Annotated in this window: 15 protein-coding genes; 8 read left to right on the top strand and 7 right to left on the bottom strand. The window is 68.9% G+C overall.

Features of this window, described 5'->3' with window-relative positions:
* Positions 1-170 precede the first annotated feature (170 nt).
* From VGC47_06265 to bmt, 4 genes are all read left to right on the top strand, one after another.
* Entirely contained in the window at positions 171-2,696 is a 2,526-nt protein-coding gene (locus VGC47_06265) for an FAD-dependent oxidoreductase (protein ID HEX9854898.1), read from the top strand.
* The gene (locus VGC47_06260; GenBank protein ID HEX9854897.1) at positions 2,696-3,460 is read left to right on the top strand and encodes an electron transfer flavoprotein subunit beta/FixA family protein; all 765 of its coding nucleotides are present in this window, start codon (positions 2,696-2,698) and stop codon (positions 3,458-3,460) included. Before VGC47_06265 ends, VGC47_06260 begins: the two co-directional genes overlap by 1 nt.
* Entirely contained in the window at positions 3,457-4,413 is a 957-nt protein-coding gene (locus tag VGC47_06255) for an electron transfer flavoprotein subunit alpha/FixB family protein (GenBank protein ID HEX9854896.1), read from the top strand. The genes VGC47_06260 and VGC47_06255 overlap by 4 nt, the downstream gene beginning before the upstream one ends.
* Before the next feature lie 212 nt (positions 4,414-4,625).
* Positions 4,626-5,606 carry a betaine--homocysteine S-methyltransferase gene (gene bmt / locus VGC47_06250; protein HEX9854895.1) on the top strand — a complete coding sequence of 327 codons (981 nt, stop codon included), beginning with the start codon at positions 4,626-4,628 and terminating at the stop codon, positions 5,604-5,606.
* Here the strand turns inward: bmt and betA are convergent.
* Positions 5,603-7,246, bottom strand: a complete 1,644-nt coding sequence (betA, locus tag VGC47_06245; protein ID HEX9854894.1) for a choline dehydrogenase — start codon at positions 7,244-7,246, stop codon at positions 5,603-5,605. The genes bmt and betA overlap by 4 nt on opposite strands.
* 42 nt (positions 7,247-7,288) lie before the next feature.
* Here betA and VGC47_06240 point away from each other — a divergent pair, with 42 nt between their 5' ends.
* Complete coding sequence (locus VGC47_06240; GenBank protein HEX9854893.1) at positions 7,289-7,453, top strand: hypothetical protein; 165 nt, start codon at positions 7,289-7,291, stop codon at positions 7,451-7,453.
* A gap of 25 nt (positions 7,454-7,478) precedes the next feature.
* Here VGC47_06240 and VGC47_06235 read toward each other — a convergent pair whose 3' ends face one another.
* Entirely contained in the window at positions 7,479-9,395 is a 1,917-nt protein-coding gene (locus tag VGC47_06235) for an ABC transporter permease subunit (protein HEX9854892.1), read from the bottom strand.
* Positions 9,392-10,420 carry a glycine betaine/L-proline ABC transporter ATP-binding protein gene (locus VGC47_06230; protein ID HEX9854891.1) on the bottom strand — a complete coding sequence of 343 codons (1,029 nt, stop codon included), beginning with the start codon at positions 10,418-10,420 and terminating at the stop codon, positions 9,392-9,394. The genes VGC47_06235 and VGC47_06230 overlap by 4 nt, the downstream gene beginning before the upstream one ends.
* A 55-nt stretch (positions 10,421-10,475) precedes the next feature.
* Here VGC47_06230 and VGC47_06225 point away from each other — a divergent pair, with 55 nt between their 5' ends.
* The 3 genes from VGC47_06225 (at position 10,476) to VGC47_06215 (ending at position 13,922) form a co-directional block, all read left to right on the top strand.
* Positions 10,476-11,486: a glycine betaine ABC transporter substrate-binding protein gene (locus VGC47_06225; GenBank protein HEX9854890.1), complete on the top strand. Its 1,011-nt coding sequence runs from the start codon at positions 10,476-10,478 to the stop codon at positions 11,484-11,486.
* A 127-nt stretch (positions 11,487-11,613) separates the two neighbouring features.
* A complete protein-coding gene (locus tag VGC47_06220; GenBank protein HEX9854889.1) occupies positions 11,614-12,108 on the top strand; it encodes a SigE family RNA polymerase sigma factor in 495 nt (164 codons plus the stop codon).
* On the top strand, positions 12,108-13,922 hold the full coding sequence (locus VGC47_06215; GenBank protein ID HEX9854888.1) for a hypothetical protein: 1,815 nt from the start codon (positions 12,108-12,110) through the stop codon (positions 13,920-13,922). Before VGC47_06220 ends, VGC47_06215 begins: the two co-directional genes overlap by 1 nt.
* 25 nt (positions 13,923-13,947) lie before the next feature.
* Here the strand turns inward: VGC47_06215 and VGC47_06210 are convergent, their stop codons facing one another.
* The 4 genes from VGC47_06210 to hisC form a co-directional block, all read right to left on the bottom strand.
* Positions 13,948-15,066, bottom strand: coding sequence for a DUF222 domain-containing protein (locus VGC47_06210; protein ID HEX9854887.1), 1,119 nt, complete (start codon positions 15,064-15,066; stop codon positions 13,948-13,950).
* A gap of 678 nt (positions 15,067-15,744) precedes the next feature.
* Positions 15,745-16,347: an inorganic pyrophosphatase gene (locus VGC47_06205; protein HEX9854886.1), complete on the bottom strand. Its 603-nt coding sequence runs from the start codon at positions 16,345-16,347 to the stop codon at positions 15,745-15,747.
* Between the two features lies 1 nt (position 16,348).
* On the bottom strand, positions 16,349-18,454 hold the full coding sequence (pdhA, locus tag VGC47_06200; protein ID HEX9854885.1) for a pyruvate dehydrogenase (acetyl-transferring) E1 component subunit alpha: 2,106 nt from the start codon (positions 18,452-18,454) through the stop codon (positions 16,349-16,351).
* The gene (hisC, locus tag VGC47_06195) at positions 18,451-19,536 is read right to left on the bottom strand and encodes a histidinol-phosphate transaminase (protein ID HEX9854884.1); all 1,086 of its coding nucleotides are present in this window, start codon (positions 19,534-19,536) and stop codon (positions 18,451-18,453) included. The genes pdhA and hisC overlap by 4 nt, the downstream gene beginning before the upstream one ends.
* Positions 19,537-19,542 lie beyond the last annotated feature (6 nt).

The following is a 19,542-nucleotide window of genomic DNA, read 5'->3' as shown; positions in this document are numbered from 1 at the left end:
GTCGTCGAGAGTCGACAGATCGAGTTCGTCATCTGCCACCGTGGGTCTCCTGGCTCGGGGGCACTTGTTCCACGATGCGGGATCGTTTTACGATGCGGAACAGTAGCGGTCGCGGCGTCGTGTGTCGATGGGCCACGACCCTGTGGCGTGTCATAGTGCAGGAGGGACCCTTGAGCGAGCTTCCCAGCCGGGCGAACGTCGTCGTCATCGGTGCCGGCATCGTCGGCAACTGCCTCGTGGGGCAGCTCGCCGAGCTGGGCTGGACCGACATCGTGCAGGTCGACAAGGGCCCTCTTCCCAACCCGGGAGGTTCGACGGGCCACGCCTCGAACTTCATCTTCCCGGTGGATCACAACAAGGAGATGACGTACCTGACGCTCGAATCGCAGCGCCAGTACGAGGAGGCGGGCCTCAACACGACGAGCGGCGGCATCGAGGTCGCCCGCACCGAGGAGCGGATGGAGGAGCTGCGGCGTCGTATGACGTCCGCCAAGGCCTACGGCATCGAGGCACAGCTGTTGTCGCCGGCGCGGGTCAAGGAGCTCGTCCCGTTCATCGACGAGAACGTGATCCTCGGCGGGTTCCATTCGCCGACGGTCTCGGTCGTCGACTCGCTGGGATTCGGCACGCTCATGCGTGACACCGCCCAGGCCAAGGGTGCTCTGCGCTCGTTGGCGAACACCGAGGTGACGGCGATCGAGACGGAGTCGCAGCCCTTCGGCAGGCCCAGGGTCTCCGCGGTGGTCACGACTCGGGGCAGGATCGAGACCGACAACGTCGTCATCGCCTGTGGCGTCTGGAGCCCCCGAATCGCCGCCATGGCCGGGGCGACGATCCCGCTCACTCCGGCCGTACACCAGATGGTCGACGTGGGGCCCATCGAGATCCTCCAGGCGACCAACAACGAGATCGGATACCCGATCGTCCGCGACATGGACACCTTCATGTACGAGCGCCAGTCGGCCGGCTCGATGGAGGTCGGCTCGTACGCCCATCGCCCGATGTTCCACGACCCGGACCGGATCCCTGCGATCGAGGACGCCGCCCTGTCGCCGACCGAGCTGCCGTTCACGCAGGAGGACTTCGATCCGCAGCTCGAAGACGCCCTCGAGCTGATGGGAGGCATCCTCGGCACCGCAGAGATCCGCTACGCCGTCAACGGCCTCCTCTCTCTCACGCCGGACGCCATGCCGGTGCTCGGAGAGACGGTCGAGGTCGAGAACCTGTGGTCGGCCGCCGCGGTGTGGATCAAGGAGGGACCCGGGATCGCCAAGATGGTCGCCGAGTGGATGACCCACGGGTACCCGCACATGTGCGACCCTCACGGTTCGGACATCGCCCGGTTCTACCCCCACGAGAGAACCGTCCACCACATCGAGGCGAGGTGCGCCGAGCACTTCAACAAGACGTACGGCATCGTCCACCCGAGGGAGCAGTGGGCATCCGAGCGCGGCATGAACTACTCGCCGTTCTACCCGAGGGAAGAGGCGCTCGGAGCGGTGTTCTTCGACGCCCGCGGCTGGGAGCGGCCGCAGTGGTACGAGTCGAACGAGGACCTCGTCGAACGCCACGGTGCCGAGGATCGCCCCAATGAGTGGGACCGCCGCTGGTGGTCGCCGATCATCACCGGCGAGCACCTCCACCTCCGTGAGAAGGTCGGGCTCGTCGACCTGACGGCATTCCAGATCTTCGAGGTGACCGGCCCGGGCGCAGTCGATCTCATGGAGTGGCTGACCGTCAACAAGGTCGACCGGCCGGTCGGCACGGCGATCTACACCCCACTCCTCACGGAGGGCGGCGGGTTCCGCTCCGACCTCACGGTCATGCGCATCGCGCGTGATCGCTATCGGATCGTCACCGGCGCATTCGACGGGGGCCGGGACGAGTACTGGTTTCGGCGAAACCTGCCGAGGGACGGCTCCGTCCACTTCGAGAACCGCACCGCGGCGCTGTGCACCATCGGAGTGTGGGGCCCGAATGCCGAAGCGCTCGTCTCCAAGGTGGCGTCGTCCCCCGTGTCGCAGGCCGACTTCCCGTACGGGACCGTTCAGGAGATGCTCGTCGACGGGATACCGGTGTCGATGCTTCGCATCTCGTACGTCGGCGAGAGCGGCTGGGAGATCTACACCGAGGTGCAGCACGGCATCCGCCTGTGGGACACGCTCTGGCATGCTGGTGAGGACCTCGACGTCCGCCCGGTCGGCATCGGCGTCTACGCCTTCACGGGCCGCATCGAGAAGGGATACCGCCTCATGGGAGCCGAGCTCGAGTCCGAGTACTCGCCGGTGGAGGCGGGCCTCGCCCGCCGGCGCGTCAAGGATGCAGAATTCGTCGGTAAGGCTGCCTACCTGGCGGCGAGGGAGGAGGGCCCGGCGGCCATCATGTGCACCCTCACGATGGAGGACCACAGCGACTCGTCGGGGACCGCCAGGTACCCGACGGGCGGCAACGAGCCGATCCTCACGGTCGAAGGCGAGCGCATCGTCGATGCCAAGGGGCGGATCTCGAGGGTCACGTCCGCCGCCATGGGGCCATCCGTCGGCAAGTACCTGCTGATGGCCTACCTCCCGCCCGCGCTCGGCGTCGCAGGCACCGAGCTGCGGGTCATGTACATGAACGAGCTGTTCCCTGTGAGGGTCGCGGTCGCCGGATCGACGCCGCTGTTCGATCCCGACGACTCGAGGATGAAGCGCTGATGCGGGTCCTCGTGTGCGTGAAGCGAGTCCCCGCCCCCGGGGCGAGGATCAACCTGACCGACGACGGCATGGCCATCGACACCGCCCAGCTCGGCTTCACGATGAGCCCGCACGAGGAGTGCGCCGTCGAGGAGGCCATCCGGGTCGCCGAGGCGAGCGGCGGGGCGGCGACCGTGATGACGCTCGGACCGCCCCAGGCCGAAGAGCAGCTGCGCTACGCGCTGAGCCTCGGAGTGGCCGAGGCGGCGCTCGTGGAGACCGACGGGTCCGACTGGGACCCGCAGCGAACCGCGGCGGCGCTCACAGACGCCATCGTGTCCATCGAGGATCGTGCCGGCACGTTCGACCTGGTTCTCTTCGGCAACGAGTCGGCCGACTCCGGCGGCTTCCAGGTGGGCATCCGGGTCGCCACCGCGCTCGGAAGGCCGATGGTGAACGGGATCAAGGGCATCGCGTTGGGTGACGGCGTCGTGACCGCTCGCCGCGAGGCCGGCAACGGGGTCGAGGTCTACGAGCTCCCGCTTCCCGCCGTCGTCGGCGTCAAGGAGGGGATCAACCTTCCCCGCTATCCGACCCTGACGGGGAGGCTGGCATCGAAGAAGGCGCAGGTCGGAATGCTGGTGACTGCAGCCGCTCGAGGTGGCCTGGGACTCGCCGGGCTGCGCCGGCCGGTCGAAGAGGTGAGCGACACGGTGATCCTCGGGGAGGGAGCGGCGGCGGCGCCTGCCGTCGTCGACCTGTTCGAGGAGCTCGGTGTTCTGTGACCGTCCTGGCGTTCGTCGAGATGGAAGGAGCGGCGCCGAGCCAGTCGGGCCTCGAGGCGCTGGCGGCAGCGCGCCGTCTGGCCGGGCGCATGGGCCAGGAGGCTCATGCTCTCGTGATCGGCTCGGCACCGGACGACCCGGCGGCGCTCGGCGTCGACGTCGTCAACGTCGCCGAGCATGAGCTGCTGTCCGACTACGGGCCGGAGGCGTGGGGTGAGACTCTCGCCCAGGGGGTGACGTCGATCGCCCCGACCGCGGTCGTCGCCACCGGTTCGGAGCGCGGCAACGAGGTGCTCGCCCAGGCTGCGGCGCGGCTCGGTCTGCCGTTCGCAGCCAACTGCCTCTCGGTCGATCCGGGTCCGCCCTGGAAGATCGCCCGGGTCCGCTGGGGAGGCTCGCTGATCGAAGATGCCGAGCTCGCGTCGACTTCGACCGCCATCGTGTCCTTCGCCGAGCGCGCCGTCGCGCCCGACGGGGTGACCCGCGGCGCCGAGCTGCGGATGCTGGCGCCCCGGCTCGACCCGTCGCTGGCCAGGACCATCGTGAGATCGCGGGAGATCCGGTCGGAGGGAGTGACGCTGGCGACCGCCCGCGTCGTCGTCGGTGGCGGCCGCGGCGTCGGGTCGGCCGAGGGCTTCGCCGACCTCGAGAAGCTGGCGGGATTGCTCGGGGGCGTCGTCGGCTGCTCCAGGGTGGCCACCAACAACGGCTGGCGCCCGCACTCCGACCAGGTCGGTCAGACGGGTACCAGGATCGCCCCGCAGCTCTACATGGCGTGCGGCATCTCGGGCGCTATCCAGCATTGGGTCGGCGCCATGGGAGCGAAGCACATCCTCGCCATCAACACCGACCGCCAGGCGAACATGGTCGCCAAGGCCGACTACGCCGTCATCGGCGACCTCCACGACGTGCTGCCCGCCATCGTCGCCGAGGTGGAGCGCCGCAGATCCTGAAGGGCGTGGGCTTCGTCCTGGACATCCCGGCGTGCCTCGGATACGCTGCCGGTAGCGCCGATTTGATGTCAGCTTGCGGGCGCTCGAGAAATGCGGCTAAAGCGACGGGCGACCGAACCGCCCGGCGTTTGCTGAGGCGGTTCTCTCGTCTCCTGGCCCCCAGGGACAGACCGCCAACACGACGATTGGAGGTCGCCCTGGAAACGAACCCCTTGCAGGATCTGCTCGACGACCGCGGCGTCCTCGTCGCCGACGGCGCCATGGGTACCACGCTCTTCGCTCTGGGGCTCGAGGGAGGCGGCTCCCCCGAGCTCTTGAACGTGTCCGACCCGCAGCTCGTCGATCGGGTGCACGCCGGTTTCGTGGAGGCGGGCGCCGACGTCATCCTCACGAACACCTTCGGCGCCAACGGGCGGCGGCTGCGCCTCCACGGCCTCCAGCATCGGGTCGCCGAGTTGAACGCCGCGGCGGTCGCCATCGCCCGCCGCGTGGCGGACGCCGCCGGCCGCCAGGTGATCGTTGCCGGCAGCATCGGGCCGACCGGCGACCTGTTCGAACCACTCGGGCCGCTGAGTCACGACGAGGGCGTGGCGGCCTTCTCCGAGCAAGCGGCCGCCCTGGCGGCGGCCGGCGTCGACGTTCTCTGGATCGAGACCATCTCGTCGTGGGAGGAGCTCGCCGCCGCCGTCGAAGCGGCGGTTGCCACCGGCATCCCCTACGTGGCGACCCTCAGCTTCGACACTGCGGGCAGGACCATGATGGGCATCGCGCCGTCGGCCGTCGGCGAGTGGTACGCGTCGCTTCCCGTGAAGCCCGTAGCGTTCGGGGCGAACTGCGGGATCGGCCCGGGTGACGCCGTCGCCGCGGCGTTCGATATCACAGACGCCGTCCCGGGCGCACCCGTCGTCACCAAGGCGAACTGCGGGATCCCCCTCTACGAGACGGATCGTCTTGTGTACCCGGTGGCGCCCGACGGGATGGCCGGCTACGTCGACCTGGCGATTCGCTCGGGCGCCCGCATCATCGGCACCTGCTGCGGCTCCGTTCCGGAGCACACGGCGGCCGTGCGCGCCGCCGTCGATGCCCACCGGCACGGAGAGCGCCCGTCCCGGGCCGAGATCGAGGAGCGCCTCGAGGCGCACGTGCCCGTCGCCGCAGTCGGCCGGGAACGCAGGAGCAGGCGGCGCAGCTAGCCGGGGTGCCGGTACCAGTCGGTGTGCTCGGGCGGCAGGGGCGTGTTCCCGAGGATGAGGTCGGCTGCCCTCTCGGCCAGCATCATGACCGGCGCGTAGATGTTCCCGTTCGTCACGTAGCGCATCGCAGACGCGTCGACGACGCGGATGCCCTCGAGCCCGTGCACCCGCATCGTCGCCGGGTCGACGACCGACATGTCGTCCGTCCCCATCCGGCACGTGCACGATGGGTGGAGCGCCGTCTCGGCATCGCGGGCCACCCAATCGAGGATCTCGTCGTCGGTCGCCACCGCGGCCCCCGGCGAGACCTCGCCGCCGTTGTACGGCGCCATGGCGGGCTGGTTCAGGATGGCGCGCGCCACCCTGATCGCCTCGACCCACTCCCTCCTGTCCTGGTCGGTCGACAGGTAGTTGAAGCGCAGCGCCGGGTGGCGCCGCGGGTCGGAAGACGTGATCTTCACGGAGCCGCGGGCGTCCGAGTACATCGGCCCCACGTGGACCTGGTAGCCGTGCCCACCGGCCGGGGACGATCCGTCGTAGCGGATGGCGAGCGGCAGGAAGTGGAACATGAGATTCGGGTAGGCCACATCCTGGTTCGACCGCACGAACCCGCCTCCCTCGAAGTGGTTCGTGGCGCCGGGGCCTTTGCGGAACAGCCACATCAGCCCGACGATCGGCTTGCGCCACCAGGCCGTCCACGGCTGCATCGAGACCGGTTGGCGGGAGGCGTACTGCACGTACACCTCGAGGTGATCCTGGAGGTTCGCCCCCACGCCTGGCAGGTGGTGCACGACCTCGATGCCGAGGGATCCGAGGTGCTCGGCGTCACCTACTCCGGAGAGCTGGAGGAGCTGCGGCGAGTTGAACGCCCCGCCGCACAGGATCACCTCGCCCGCCGTCGCCGAGCGCCTCGACCCGTGCGTGACGTACTCGACTCCGCCGGCGCGCTTGCCGGTGAATGCGACCCTCGTGACGAGCGCCCGGGTGACGACGTCGAGGTTGTCACGGGACTCGACCGGGTGGAGGTATGCCTTGGAAGCACTGAGCCGCCGGCCGCGATGGATGTTCCTGTCGAACGAGGCGAAACCCTCCTGGCGGTGGCCGTTGACGTCTTCGGTTCGGGCGTACCCGGCTTCGGTGGCAGCCGTGAAGAATGCCTCGAACAGCGGGTTGTCTGCCGGTCCCCGCTCCAGCACGAGCGGGCCATCCCCACCGCGGTACTCGTCCGGGCCGGCGACGGACGACTCCATCTTCTTGAAGTAGGGGAGGCAGTGGGCGTAGTTCCACGTCTCCATCCCGGGATCGGCCGCCCAGCGCTCGTAGTCCATCGGGTTGCCGCGTTGGAAGATCATGCCATTGATCGAGGAGGAGCCTCCGAGGATCCTGCCCCTGGCGTGGTAGATCCGCCTCCCGTTCATGTGCGGCTCCGGCTCGGACTGGTACTTCCAGTCGTAGAGGCGGTTCCCGATCGGGTAGGTGAGCGCAGCCGGCATGTGGACGAAGACGTCCCACCTGCGGTCGCGCCTGCCTGCCTCGAGGACGAGGACCCGGTTCGACGGATCGGCCGAGAGGCGATTGGCGAGGACGCTGCCCGCCGAACCGCCGCCGACGATCACGAAGTCGTAGTGTCCCTGCGCCATGAGCAACGTCGGAAGCTATCACCTGGCGCGGCGGGGAGCCTCGTGACGGGCGGGAGCCGGTGGCTGACTGCGGGTTGGGCCGCCTTCGCGCTGAGCGGCGTGCTCTACCTCGTGTCGGCGCTGCGGTCCAAGGACTGGTGGAGCGGTGCGGGTGCCGTCGTGTGGATCTTCGGGGTCGGCGCCTTCGTGGCCGGCGCTCGACGATGAGTCGGCGCTCGACGATGAGTCGGGCTCAGGTCTCGGCGGGGGGCTGCAGCCGCTCGGCGGCGGCCTGCGTTGAGCGATCCAGGACCATGGCGATGAGCACGATGGCGAGCCCGACCTCTACGCCGTGGCCGAACTGTGACCTCGTCAGGGCGACGACGGTCTCGAAGCCGAGCGCGCCTCCTCCGACGAGCCCGGCGATGATGACCATGGCGAGCACCATCATGATCACCTGATTCACGCCGACCATGATGACGGGTGCGGCCAGCGGAAGGCGCACGCCGAACAGGGTCTGGCGCGGTGTTGCGCCGAACGTCTTGGATGCCTCGATGCTCTCGTCGGGGACGTTCCGGATCCCGAGGGCGGTGATCCGGACGCCCGGCACCATGGCGTAGAGCACCGAGGCGATCACGCCGGGCACGATGCCGACCGTGAAGAGGATGACGACCGGGATGATGTACACCAGGGAAGGGATCGTCTGCAGGGCGTCGAGGATCGGGCCGAGCGCCGACTCGACCCGCGGGCGCAACCCGGCCCAGACGCCGATCGGGACGGCGACGGCGACGGCGATGACCGTGGCGATCATCACCTGGACGAGGGTGTCGATCGACAGCTCCCACATCCCGACGAGCCCGATCATCGCGATGGCGGCGCCCGTGAACAATGCCAGCCGCCATCCCTTCACGCGCCACGACGCATACGCCGCCACCAGCACGAGCACCGGCCAGGAGACCGTGTCAGTCATGAAGTCCCGCAAGGGGATGTAGACGTCGGCGACGATGAAATCGTTGACCGGCCGGGTGAGCCACGTCAAGTTGTCCCGAGACCAGCGAACCGCCCCGTCGATCGGATCGAACACGGTCGTGTCGAACACGTGCGGGAAGGCGACCCAGCCGAGCGCCCGGCCTGCGATCACGGCGGCGGCGACGCCGAGTGCCGCGTACCGGATCGTCCTCCAGCTCACCCGCCTGCCGGGGTCGAGGGTGGCGATCGAGCGCCACACCCGGTCGAGCACCATCGCAACCGCCACGATGGCCAGGCCGGCCGCGATGCCTCGGCCGGTGCGTCTCTGGTTGAGGCTCTGCAGGACGGGCGAGCCCAGTCCGCTGGCGCCGATGAGCGTCGCCAGCACGACGATGCCGAGCGCCATCATGATGGTCTGCGACAAGCCCGTGAGGATGGTCGGGAGCGCCATCGGGAGCTGCACCTTGAGCATCGTCTGGCGGGGCGTCGATCCGAAGACCCGCGACGCCTCGACGGCCTGCGAAGGCACCTGCTTGATGCCCAGGGTCGTCAGCCGGACGACGGGAGGCAGCGCGTAGATCACGGTGGCGACCGCGGCGGGAACGTTGCCGATGCCGAGGAGGAAGAACAGAGGGAGGAAGTAGACGAAGGCCGGAACCGTCTGCATGGCGTCGAGCACCGGGCGCATCAAGTGCTCGGCTCTCCTGGAGAGCGCTCCCCACACACCGAGCGGGACCCCGATGACCACGGCGATGAGGACCGAGGCGGACATGAGGGCCAGTGTCTGCATGGTGGGAACCCAGAGACCGATGATCCCGGTGTAGAGCAGCACGGCCGAGGCGACGAGGCCCTGCTTCCACATCTTCACCCGTGCCGGAAGCATGAACGCAAGCGCCACGACCACGAACCAGGGGAGCCAGAGGAGGAAGCTCCCCAGCCCGCTGATGATCCCGTCGACGACTCCGGTCACCGGGTTGAGGAAACCGGTGAAGAGGGCGTGGCTGCGCCGGTTGGCCCTGATCCAGTTACCGGCGGACTCGACGGGGTTCGAGAGGGTCGTGTCGAGCCACGCCGGGAACGTCTCGGCGGTCGCAAACGCCACTTGGAGGGCGACGACGCCGGTCCCGAGTGCCAGCCACGACCAGAGGCTCCGCAGGCGATCGCTGAGCGCCCATCCGAAGGTGGTCGCAGACGTCGTCACGTGACCTCGCCGAGCATCGATGCCACCGCCGCCCTGTCCACCTGTCCGACGGCTTGGTTGAGCGCATCGACGACGGTGAGCGGGCGCGGGTCCTGAAGGAGCGATGGCAGTAGCGCCTCGACCGTCGTGTCGACCGAGACGGTTCGCGACCCGTCGACACCGTTGGCTTCGTGCATCACGTCCCCCGCCGTCAGCACCTTTGCCTTCGGGATGTCCCTCGTGAACTCCCGCACGTAGTCGGTCGCCGGACGGGTGATAAGCTCGGCAGCCGTCCCGACCTGGTCGAACGCCCCGTCCTTCATGATGGCGATGCGGTCCCCGAGCTTGATCGCCTCGGCGAAGTCGTGCGTGATGAACACCAGCGTCCTGCGCATGTCTTGCTGCAGTCGGATGAGCTCGTCCTGCATGTCGCGCCGGATGAGCGGGTCGAGGGCCGAGAACGGCTCGTCGAAGAAGAGGATCTCGGGCTCGACCGCAAGCGCCCTGGCAAGGCCGACGCGCTGCTGCATCCCACCCGAGAGCTGTTGCGGGTAGTGCTGGTCCCAGCCGCCGAGTCCCACCATGTCGAGCACTGCGAGCGCCTTCTCGTGCCGCTCATCCCGTTTCATGCCCTGTACCTCGAGGCCGTACGCGGCGTTGTCGATGACCCGCCTGTGGGGGAACAGACCGAAGTGCTGGAACACCATCGACAGCTTGCGGCGGCGTAGGTCGCGGAGCGCGGCGTCATTCATGGCGGTGACGTCTTCGCCGTCGATGAGAACGGTCCCGCTGGAAACGTTCGTGAGCCGTGAGACGCACCGGATGAGCGTCGACTTGCCGGAGCCGGACAACCCCATGACCACGAAGGTCTCACCGCGGTTCACGTCGAACGACACGTCGCGCACACCGATCGTGCATCCCGTCGCGGCCAGGACGTCGGCGCGGCTCGAGCCGTCGCGGGACATCTCGAGGGCTCGCTCTTGGCGTGCCCCGAACACCTTCCACACGTTGCGCACCTTGATGGGCATGGGGCCGGTCTCGGGCATCCGGGTAATGTAGTTGGCCAGTCACCCGGCGGTCGGGTGACCCGGAGGAGTACCAATGAAAAGAACCCTGTTGTTGATCGCGGTGCTGGCGTTGCTGGCTGCCGCGTGCGGAGATGATGGCGGAGGTACCACCGCGGCCCCCAGCGGCGATACCACCGCGGCCCCCAGCGGCGATACCACCGCGGCGCCGGCCGGCGACAAGCCGACCATCACGCTGATAGTCAATCCATGGTCTGCATCCCGGCTCAATGTCGAGGTCGCAAAGAACATCATCGAGAGCGAGTTGGGGTATCCGGTCGAGATCACCGAGGTGAACGAGAACGACGCCATGTTCACCGGGATGGCCGACGGCACGCTCGACGCCGTCCTCGAGATCTGGCCGTCCGGTGTCACCGACGCCGAGACGGCTTACTTCGACGACGGGTCGGTCGTCGACATGGGCGAGCTCGGGGCGATCGGAAAGATCGGCTGGTTCGTCCCCAGCTTCGTGATCGACGAGCATCCCGACCTGGCGACCTGGGAGGGCTACGCCGATCCGGCCAATGCCGCCCTGTTCGCCACGGCGGAGACTGGAGATCAGGGCCGTTTCCTCGGAACCGACCCTTCGTACTCACAGTACGACGAGCAGATCATCGAGAACCTCGGGCTTCCGTTCGAGGTGCAGTTCTCCGGGTCCGAGCCTGCGACGGTCGCCGAGCTCGATGCCCGGTTCGCCGCCAACGAGCCGATTGTGATGTACTGGTGGACGCCGACGGCGGCGGTCGCCAAGTACGACCTCGTCAACGTGGCACTGCCCGAGTACACGGAGGAGTGCGGTGCAAGCGCCGCTGCCGGTGACGGGGGCGTGGACTGCGACTACCCGGAGGACGCTCTGTTCAAGGCGGCCTCGGCGATGCTCGAGGAGAAGGCTCCCGACGTCTTCGCCTTCCTGCAGGCGTTCACGATCACGACGGACGATCAGCTCGAGATGCTGCCCTCGTTCGAGATCGACGGGGACGATCCAGCAGCGGTCGCCGCCGAGTGGGTCGCCAACCACGAGGACGTGTGGAGCGCCTGGCTCCAGTAGCAGGCCCGTCCCGCGGGCGGAGTGAGATGGGTGAGGGGCCCCGCCGGGCTCCTCACTCGCGTTCTGGCGCTGACCACTTGGCGACTGCTCGTGCGATTCACTTCGTGTGGCGATGGTCCAGCGACACGTGAGTGACCCGGTTGTCCGGGCGGCTCGGGACTTCGGGCAGTTCTATCGCTCCGAGTACCGGGCGGTGCTCGGGCTGGCCTTCGCCCTGTGCCGTGACCGGGGCGTCGCCGAGGAGCTCGTCCAAGAGGGGTTCACCGCGGCGTTCCGGCGGTGGGACGAGGTCGGCCGCATGGATCACCCGGGCGCCTGGGTGCGCAGGGTCGTGACGAACCATGCCGTGTCGCGGTTTCGCAGGCTCGGGGCCGAGGCCCGCGCCCTCGTGCGGGCGCGCCGCGCCCAGTCGGCGCCGGCGCTGTCGCCGGACGCGGTCGCCGTGTGGGACGCCATCCGGGCGTTGCCCGCCAGGCAGGCCGAGGTGGTGGTGCTGGCGTACTTCGCAGATCTGTCGCACGGCGACATCGCAGACGTCCTCGGTTGCGCCGTCGAGACGGTCAGGAGCCATTTGAAGCGGGGCCGTGCTCGGCTCGGAGCGCTGCTCGGGGAGGAGTCGTGATGCTCGACGAACGGATCCGGCGCAGCCTCGCAGAAGCTGACTCGCTGTTCCCGGACGAGGCGCCCGAGCTCGACGACCGGCGGCGTTCACCTCTGGTCGTCGCTCTCGGCGCGGCCGCCTTCGCCGTGGTGGTCGTGGTGCTGGCGACGGGGCTGTTCCGCGGCTCCGAGGAGCCGGATCCCGTCGTGACCGTCCCGACCACCGCCGGCACCACGGTCACGACGACGGTGCCTACGACGACGGTGCCGTCGACGACGGTGCTGGCCGGTCCTTCGCCCGAGTCCACTGTCTCCGGCCGCCTGCCCGACGGCACGCAGTTCCGGGCGCTCTTCGAGCCGGCGATCGAGATGACCCGCCTGCCGGCGGGCATCTCGGCGGCCATCGCCGTCGACCTCGCCGACGGTACGTCGCCGGTCGTCGGCATCACCACCTTTTCGCACGGGCGGATCGACGCGGGGTCCTTCGAGAACGACAGATATCTCGTTCCGACGGGCGACTGGACCATGCGCATCGAGGTGTACCCGCACGTGCTGGCGGCGCTCGGTTCGGGTCCCCTCGGATGGCAGGCCTTGCAGGCCGGGATCGAGGGCTCGCCTGCCGGCGGCTTGCCGGCCCCGCAGCTCCACCCGCCGTTCCGGTGGACGTCCGACGACGAGGTCCCCCTCCAGATGTCGCTGGACTTCGGTCCGTTCGTGGTGCAGCGGGGCTGCGGCGAACTGGCCGTGGCTTGCAATGAGACCCGGGCCGTGCAGGTGATTCCGGCCGACCGCGTCTTCGCTCCGGCGCCCGAGTGGCCCGACGTCGACGTGTGGGTCGAGTCACCGGAGCCGCGACCTGAGACCGACGAGTACTACCTCCCTCCGGGCCTTTTCGCCCCGCGCGGCGGCCACGACGTTCTTTGGACCGGGTCCGAGATGGTCGTCTGGGGCGGCGCCGAGGGCGACCGACCACCCGATCTCGTCGACGGCGCCGCATTCGATCCGGAGACGTCGGCGTGGCGGATCCTGCCCCGTGCGCCGCTCGAGCCGTCGACACTCACTCGCGCCGTCTGGGCAGGCGACGAGATGGTGGTGATCTCGGAGGAGGCGACCGCCGCCTACGACCCGGTCTCCGACGGTTGGCGGATCGTCGCCGAGGGTCTGGCGCCGCCACATGCTCCCGGTCTGGTCGTCTGGACCGGCGACGCCGTCGCCCTGTGGAACGACGTCGGCATCCACGTCCTTCCTCAGGGTTCCGACGCCTGGGTCCAACTCCCCGACGTCGGCTTCGGTGAGGGAGGCGACACCTACCAGGGCGCCCTGCGCGTTCTCGATGGCGTCCTGTACGCCATCGGCAACGCCAGCGGGATCTGTGAAGGGAGGGAGGCGGCGGCCTGGACCTCCGACGGGTGGTTCACGGTGCCTGCCGTGTCACTACGCACCGCGGAGCTCGCCGACTGCTCCTTCCCGAATCAGACGGCCGTCGTGGGCGGCCGAATGATCGTGTGGGAAGACGAGACGCACCCGACCATGGCGTACGACCCAGCCACCGACTCTTGGTCCGAGATCGCCACGATCACGCTTCCCGGGACGGAAGGCGCCCAGGGTCCCGTCGCCATCGGCGACCGAATTCTCGTCCCACAGTGGGGAATCGCAGCTGTCTACGACCCGGTCACGGGCGAGTGGACCCAGGTACGGCTCCCCGGTTCGGGCCTCTCCACCGACATGGTGTGGACGGGCGACGAGGTTCTGATGTGGGGCGCGGCCTGCTGTTACGGAGACGGATCCGGCGGGTTTCGCAGCGTCGATGCGTGGCGTTGGCGTCCGGGGGACTGACCCGCCCCCCGCACCGCTGGCAGGTTCACGGGTCGTCGAATTCCGGCGGGAGGACCCGGCGGCGTTGTAGCGGGCTCGACGGGTCGATCGTGTAGCCGCGCAAGTGAACAACGACGTGGTGGTGATACCAGCACAGTGTGGTGAGGTTGTCGACATCGTGGCTGCCGCCGTGCGCGAACGGGACCACGTGGTGCGGCTGTAGCCGGTAGCGCGACGAGCACCCTTCGATCGCGCACCCGCCGTCACGGTGCAGCACGAAATCCCGGATGGCTCGCGGGATTGCCCGACTCCTGGGCGTTGCCCACACCGGTTTGCCGTCGCGGACCCCCACGACGCCGATCGTACCGCCGCACAGGATCGCCTCGAGGGCGGCCGGGCCGAGTCTGAGGCCGTTGCCAGCGATCTCGGCACCGGCCTGGCCGCCTGTCGCTGCCGCGAGCTCGGCGTCGACGAAGACCGTCACCGACGGTTGCGACGCATCGTTCGGCGGGTCGCGATCGAGCGAATCCTGGACGATCGACACCAGCGCATCGGCGAAACGCGCCGCGAGCGCCTGGCCTGCTCCGTCGGGAGGCCGCGGTAGCTCATCGGCGCGCTGGTGTAGGCCTTTCTCGAACACACTCCAACCGACCGCGTCGAGCTCGAGCCAGGCGGCGCCGCCCAGGCCATCCAGAGCAGGCTGCAGATGCACGTGTCGCTCCTCGGCGACTTCTCGCTCCCTGCGAGGTTGCAGGCGCCGGTGGCGCGAAGTGAGGCGACGGACACCGGCGATGTCGAAGCCGGCCGACGCCTTCACCAGGTCGTCTTCGCCGCCGGCCTCCACGAGCTTGGCTGTGGTGACTGCTCGATCGAACGAGATCTCGCCTTCCGACAGCTGCGCCTCGAGGTTCGGATGGTTGGCGAGGAGGGAGGCGGCCCGGGTGAGCTCTCCGGCCACGTCGGTCGACATGTCGAGCTTCGCAGCCACCCATTCTCTGAGTGATCGGGCGCCGTCCATCTGCGGAACGGAAGCTGCCGCGATCCAACGGAAGTCTGCGAGCTGGTCGGCGACGAGCTGGCGCATCAGACGCTCCCTCGCCTCGAGGCGTTGCTCGACCGCGTCCACGGTCTGCAAACCGTTCGATCGTTCGAGCAACGTTTCCATAACCACACCGTACGACCCAGGTATGACAGAAACCGGCTGCCGTGCCTCAGCCTTACCGGCGTCCAAATGCGCGGCGGCGAGCACGCATGGCTGGGGCCCCCTCGGCTCGGCCTGCGGCGCTCGCCGATCCCCCTGAGGACAGGGGGATTGCGTTTTTGGGGGTGACGTCTCTCTCGGTTCCAGTGCGACGCTCACGGGTTCTGGGCGCCCCGATGCTGCGGCCACGCGCAAAGGCTGTGCGCCGAAGCCGACGACCCTGGTCGTCGATGCCCTTCGAACGTACGGAAGGGGCCGCCCGGCCCGGACGTGTGCGACCGGCCGCTGGGCCGCCGGCTTCCATTCTTCGGTGCCTTCGAACATACGGATAGCGCCGCCCCGGCCCGGACGTGTGCGACCGGCCGCCGAGCCGCCGGCTTCCATTCTTCGATGTCCTTCGAACGTACGGAAGGCGCCGCCCTGCCCGGACGTGTGCGACCGGCCGCCGAGCCGCTGGCTTCCATTCTTCGATGTCCTTCGAATGTACGGAAGGCGCCGCCCCGCCCGGACGTGTGCGACCCTCCTCGAGCGCGCCCGACGCTTTCCTTCGATGCCCCCGAACATACGGATAGCGCCGCCCCGCCCGAACGTGTGCGACCGGCAACTGATGCCGCCCGACTCGGGGCGGCCGTTGCCAGCGCCTCAGCCAACGAACTCGGCGTTGTAGTCGGCGATGGAGGCGTTGACGACCTCGTATGCCTCGTCGCGTCCGTAGCTCGACTCGATCGTCACGACGACCTCCTGGCCGGGCATCTGCTTGTACGTCAGCAGATAGTGCTCGAGCCGCTCGACGAGCGGAACCGGCATGTCGCTGAGGTCGTCGACGGCGGCGTAGATCGGGTCGTTGGCGAGCACGGCGACGATCTTGTCGTCCGCCTCGCCGTTGTCGATCATGCGCATCCCGCCGACGACCCTGGCCGGCAGGATGATGTTCGAGTGGCTGATCGGACGCTCGGAGAAGACGCAGATGTCGAGCGGGTCACCATCGGCGAGATTGGCGACGCTACTGAGGGCGGCGACGCGGTCGCCGCACAGCGTCCGCGGGACGAGGCCGTAGAGCATCGGGGGCGAGCTGCTGCGAGCCTGTGGTCGATCGACCTTCAGCAGCCCGCTCGGCTTGTCGAGCTCGTACTTGATCACGTCGAACGGCGTGATCTCGATGTAGGCGGTGACGAGCGCAGGTGGCTCGGGTCCCGGCTCGAGTCCGTGCCAGGGATGGACCCGGTAGAGGGGCGCCTCGGCCACTTCACCCCGCCATCGACTGGCGCAGCGCCGCCAGGACGTGGTGCGGCGTGATCAGGGCGTGGCGCTCGATGGCGAACTGCGGCCACGGGGCGTCGGTGGCGGTGACGCGGCGGATCGGGCTCAGTAGCGAATAGCCGGCGCGCTCGGCCACCTCGGCGGCGATCTCGGCGGCGATCCCCCCCGTCCGCTGCGGCTCTTGGACGAGGACGAGCCTGCCCGTCCGCTCGACGGAGTCGACGACGGTCTCGACGTCCCACGGGTAGACGGTCCTCAAGTCGATCACCTCCGTCGAGATGCCTTCCGCAGAGGCGGCCTCCGCCGCGGCGAGCGAGACGGGGACCATCCCCCCATACGTGACGAGCGTGACGTCGTCGCCCGGACGGCGCAGGCGCGCCCTGCCGATCGAGATCGTGTAGTGGTCCGTGGGGACCTCCTCCTTCATCGCCCGGTAGAGGACCTTCGGCTCGAGGAAGAGCACGGGGTCGTCAGCCTCGAGCGCCGCCGCCAACAGGCCCTTGGCATCGAACGGAGTGGAGGGAACGATGACCGTCTGTCCGGGGGCGTGGGCGAAATACGCCTCGGGGCTGTCGCAATGCTGCTCGTGAGCGCCGATGCCCGCTCCGTTCGGCCAGCGGATCACGAGCGGGAGGCTCACGTGGCCCTGGCTGCGGAACCGGATGCGGCCGACGTGGTTCACTATCTGGTCGAACGCCGGGTACACGAACCCGTCGAACTGGATCTCGGCGATGACCCTCGTGCCCGAGACCGCCATCCCTATGGCGGTGCCGACGATCCCGGACTCGTTGAGCGGCGTGTCGATGACCCGCTCCTCGCCGAACTTCGCTTGGAGACCCTCGGTGATCCTGAAGACGCCGCCGGTGAGGCCGACGTCCTCGCCCATGACCACCAGATGCGGGTCGCGTTCCATCGCATCCGCCATCGCCATGTTGATGGCGTCCGCCATCGTCATCGTCACCGTCGGGCCGGAAGGCTCCGGGTCGTCATCGAGCTGCCACACGTCGGATGGGTCGAATCGGGTGGGCTCCTCTCCGACACCCCGCTCCAGGGCGTTGATCTGATCGACGAGCAGCCGTGGGATCCGCGAGTACGCGTGGCGGACGATGTCGCCCCTCGGCGGGATCGCCGTCTCGTCGAGCGAATCCATCGCCGCCGAGAAGTCGGCCGCGGCGGCGGCGAGCAGCGCCTGCTCGTCGTCTTGGCGCCACAGACCGCGCGACTCGAGGAACCGCCGGTAGCGGACGAGCGGGTCGCGCGGCCGCCACATGTCCTCCTCGTCGGCGTCGCGGTAACGGCGGGCATCGTCCGCCGTGGCGTGGGCGCCGAAGCGATAGCAGAGGGCTTCGATGAGGGTCGGCCCCCCGCCGGAGCGAGCCACGTCGGCGGCCTGCTTCGTGGCGGCGTACATGGCGAGCACGTCCATGCCGTCCACCCGGACGCCCCGGATCCCGTAGGCGATCGCCTTCTGGGCGATAGTGGCTGCTGCGGACTGTTTCCGGTACGGGACCGAGATGGCGTATAGGTTGTTCTCGCAGATCATCACCGTCGGCGCGTTCATGACGCCTGCGAAGTTGAGCCCGGCGTGGAAATCCGTCTCCGAGGTCGCCCCGTCTCCGAAGTACGTCGCGGTGACGATCGGCTCGCCTCGGAGCCTGGCGGCGTAGGCGTGGCCGACAGCGTGCGGGATCTGGCTGGCGATCGGGACCGCGATCGTCATCATCTTGAGAGCGTGCACGTCCCACTGCTTCGTGGGTAGCCCCCGCCAGTACGACAGGATGACGTCGAGCGACATGCCCCGGGCGATCTCGACGGCGCGCTCGCGGTAGCCGGGGTAGATGAAGTCGTCCGGTTCGAACGCCGTGGCCGATCCGACCTGGGCGGCCTCGTGGCCCTCCAGCATCGGGTACGTCCCGATCCGGCCCTGGCGTTGCGCACCGGTCGCTCGGCGGTCGAAGTCGCGGCTGCGCGCCATGAGCCGGTACATCTCGACGAGGCGGTCGTCCGCCAAGTCGGGGAGCTCGCCGACCACCGCCCCGGTCTCGTCGATCACCTGGAGCGGATCGAGGGATACGAGGTCCTCCATCGTCATCCGGCACTCCCTCCGGCCCGCCACTCGTCGATCGCAGCCAGCATGCGTTCGTTCTCGGCGGGCAACCCGACCGAGATACGGACGATGTCGCCGAGGGCTCTGATGATGACCCCGGTCGCTTGGAGCGCCGCGGCGATGGCGCCGCTCTGCTCGTGCCGGAAGGCGACGAAGTTCGTCTGCGACTCGAACACCTCGAATCCCCTGTCACGCAATTCGGCGGCGAGCATCTCCCTGCCGATCTCGTTGTCCTCCACCCGTTCGATGAGGCGCTCCTCGTGGCGGAGCGCCTCGAGGGCCGCCGCCTGTGCCACGACGGAGACCGCGAACGGGAGCTGCGCCGAGCTGAGCCGCAGGAGCGTCTCCGGTGTACCTATGGCGTAGCCGATGCGGAGCCCGGCGAGACCGTAGACCTTCGAGAAGGTCCTCAGCACGACGACGTCGTCGTTCGAGAGGGCCAGCGGGATGGCGCTCGCGTAGTCCGGCGCCGTTGCGAAGTCGGCGTACGCCTCGTCGACGAGAACGAGGGTTCCCGCCGGCAACGAGGCGACGAAATCGGAGACGGACTCGCCGGAGAGATGGGTGCTCGTCGGGTTGTTCGGGTTGCACAGGAACACGACGGTCGTGTCGCCGCGAACCGCGGCCCGCATCGCGTCGAGGTCGAGCCGCCCGGCGGCGTCGGTGGCCACGGTGATGCCCTCCCCGCGGGCGATGGTCGTGGCGATGTCGTACATGACGAACGACGGGTCGGCATACACCGACGATGTGCCCGGGCCGAGGACCGTGAGGGCGACCGTGCCGATGATCGAGGCTCCCCCCGGAGCAACCCAGACGTTGTCGGGCGTCGTGTCGTGACGGGCGGCGACGGCTTGACGGACTCGCGGGCTGGTGGTCTCCGGGTAGCGGTTTCCGGCGGCGGCCGCAGCCGCGATCGCCGCGACGACCTCGGGAAACGGCGGCAGCGGCGACTCGTTCGACGCCAGCTTGATGATGTCCGTGATTCCCATCTCCCTGGCCAGCTCCTCGATCGGCTTGCCGGGCCGGTACACCTTGATGTGGTCGAGGTCCTCGCGAAACTTCGGCACGCCCGA

The organism is Acidimicrobiia bacterium (assembly GCA_036396535.1).
Taxonomy (GTDB): domain Bacteria; phylum Actinomycetota; class Acidimicrobiia; order Spongiisociales; family UBA5794; genus DASWKR01.
This window is presented reverse-complemented; position numbering and strand designations above follow the sequence as displayed.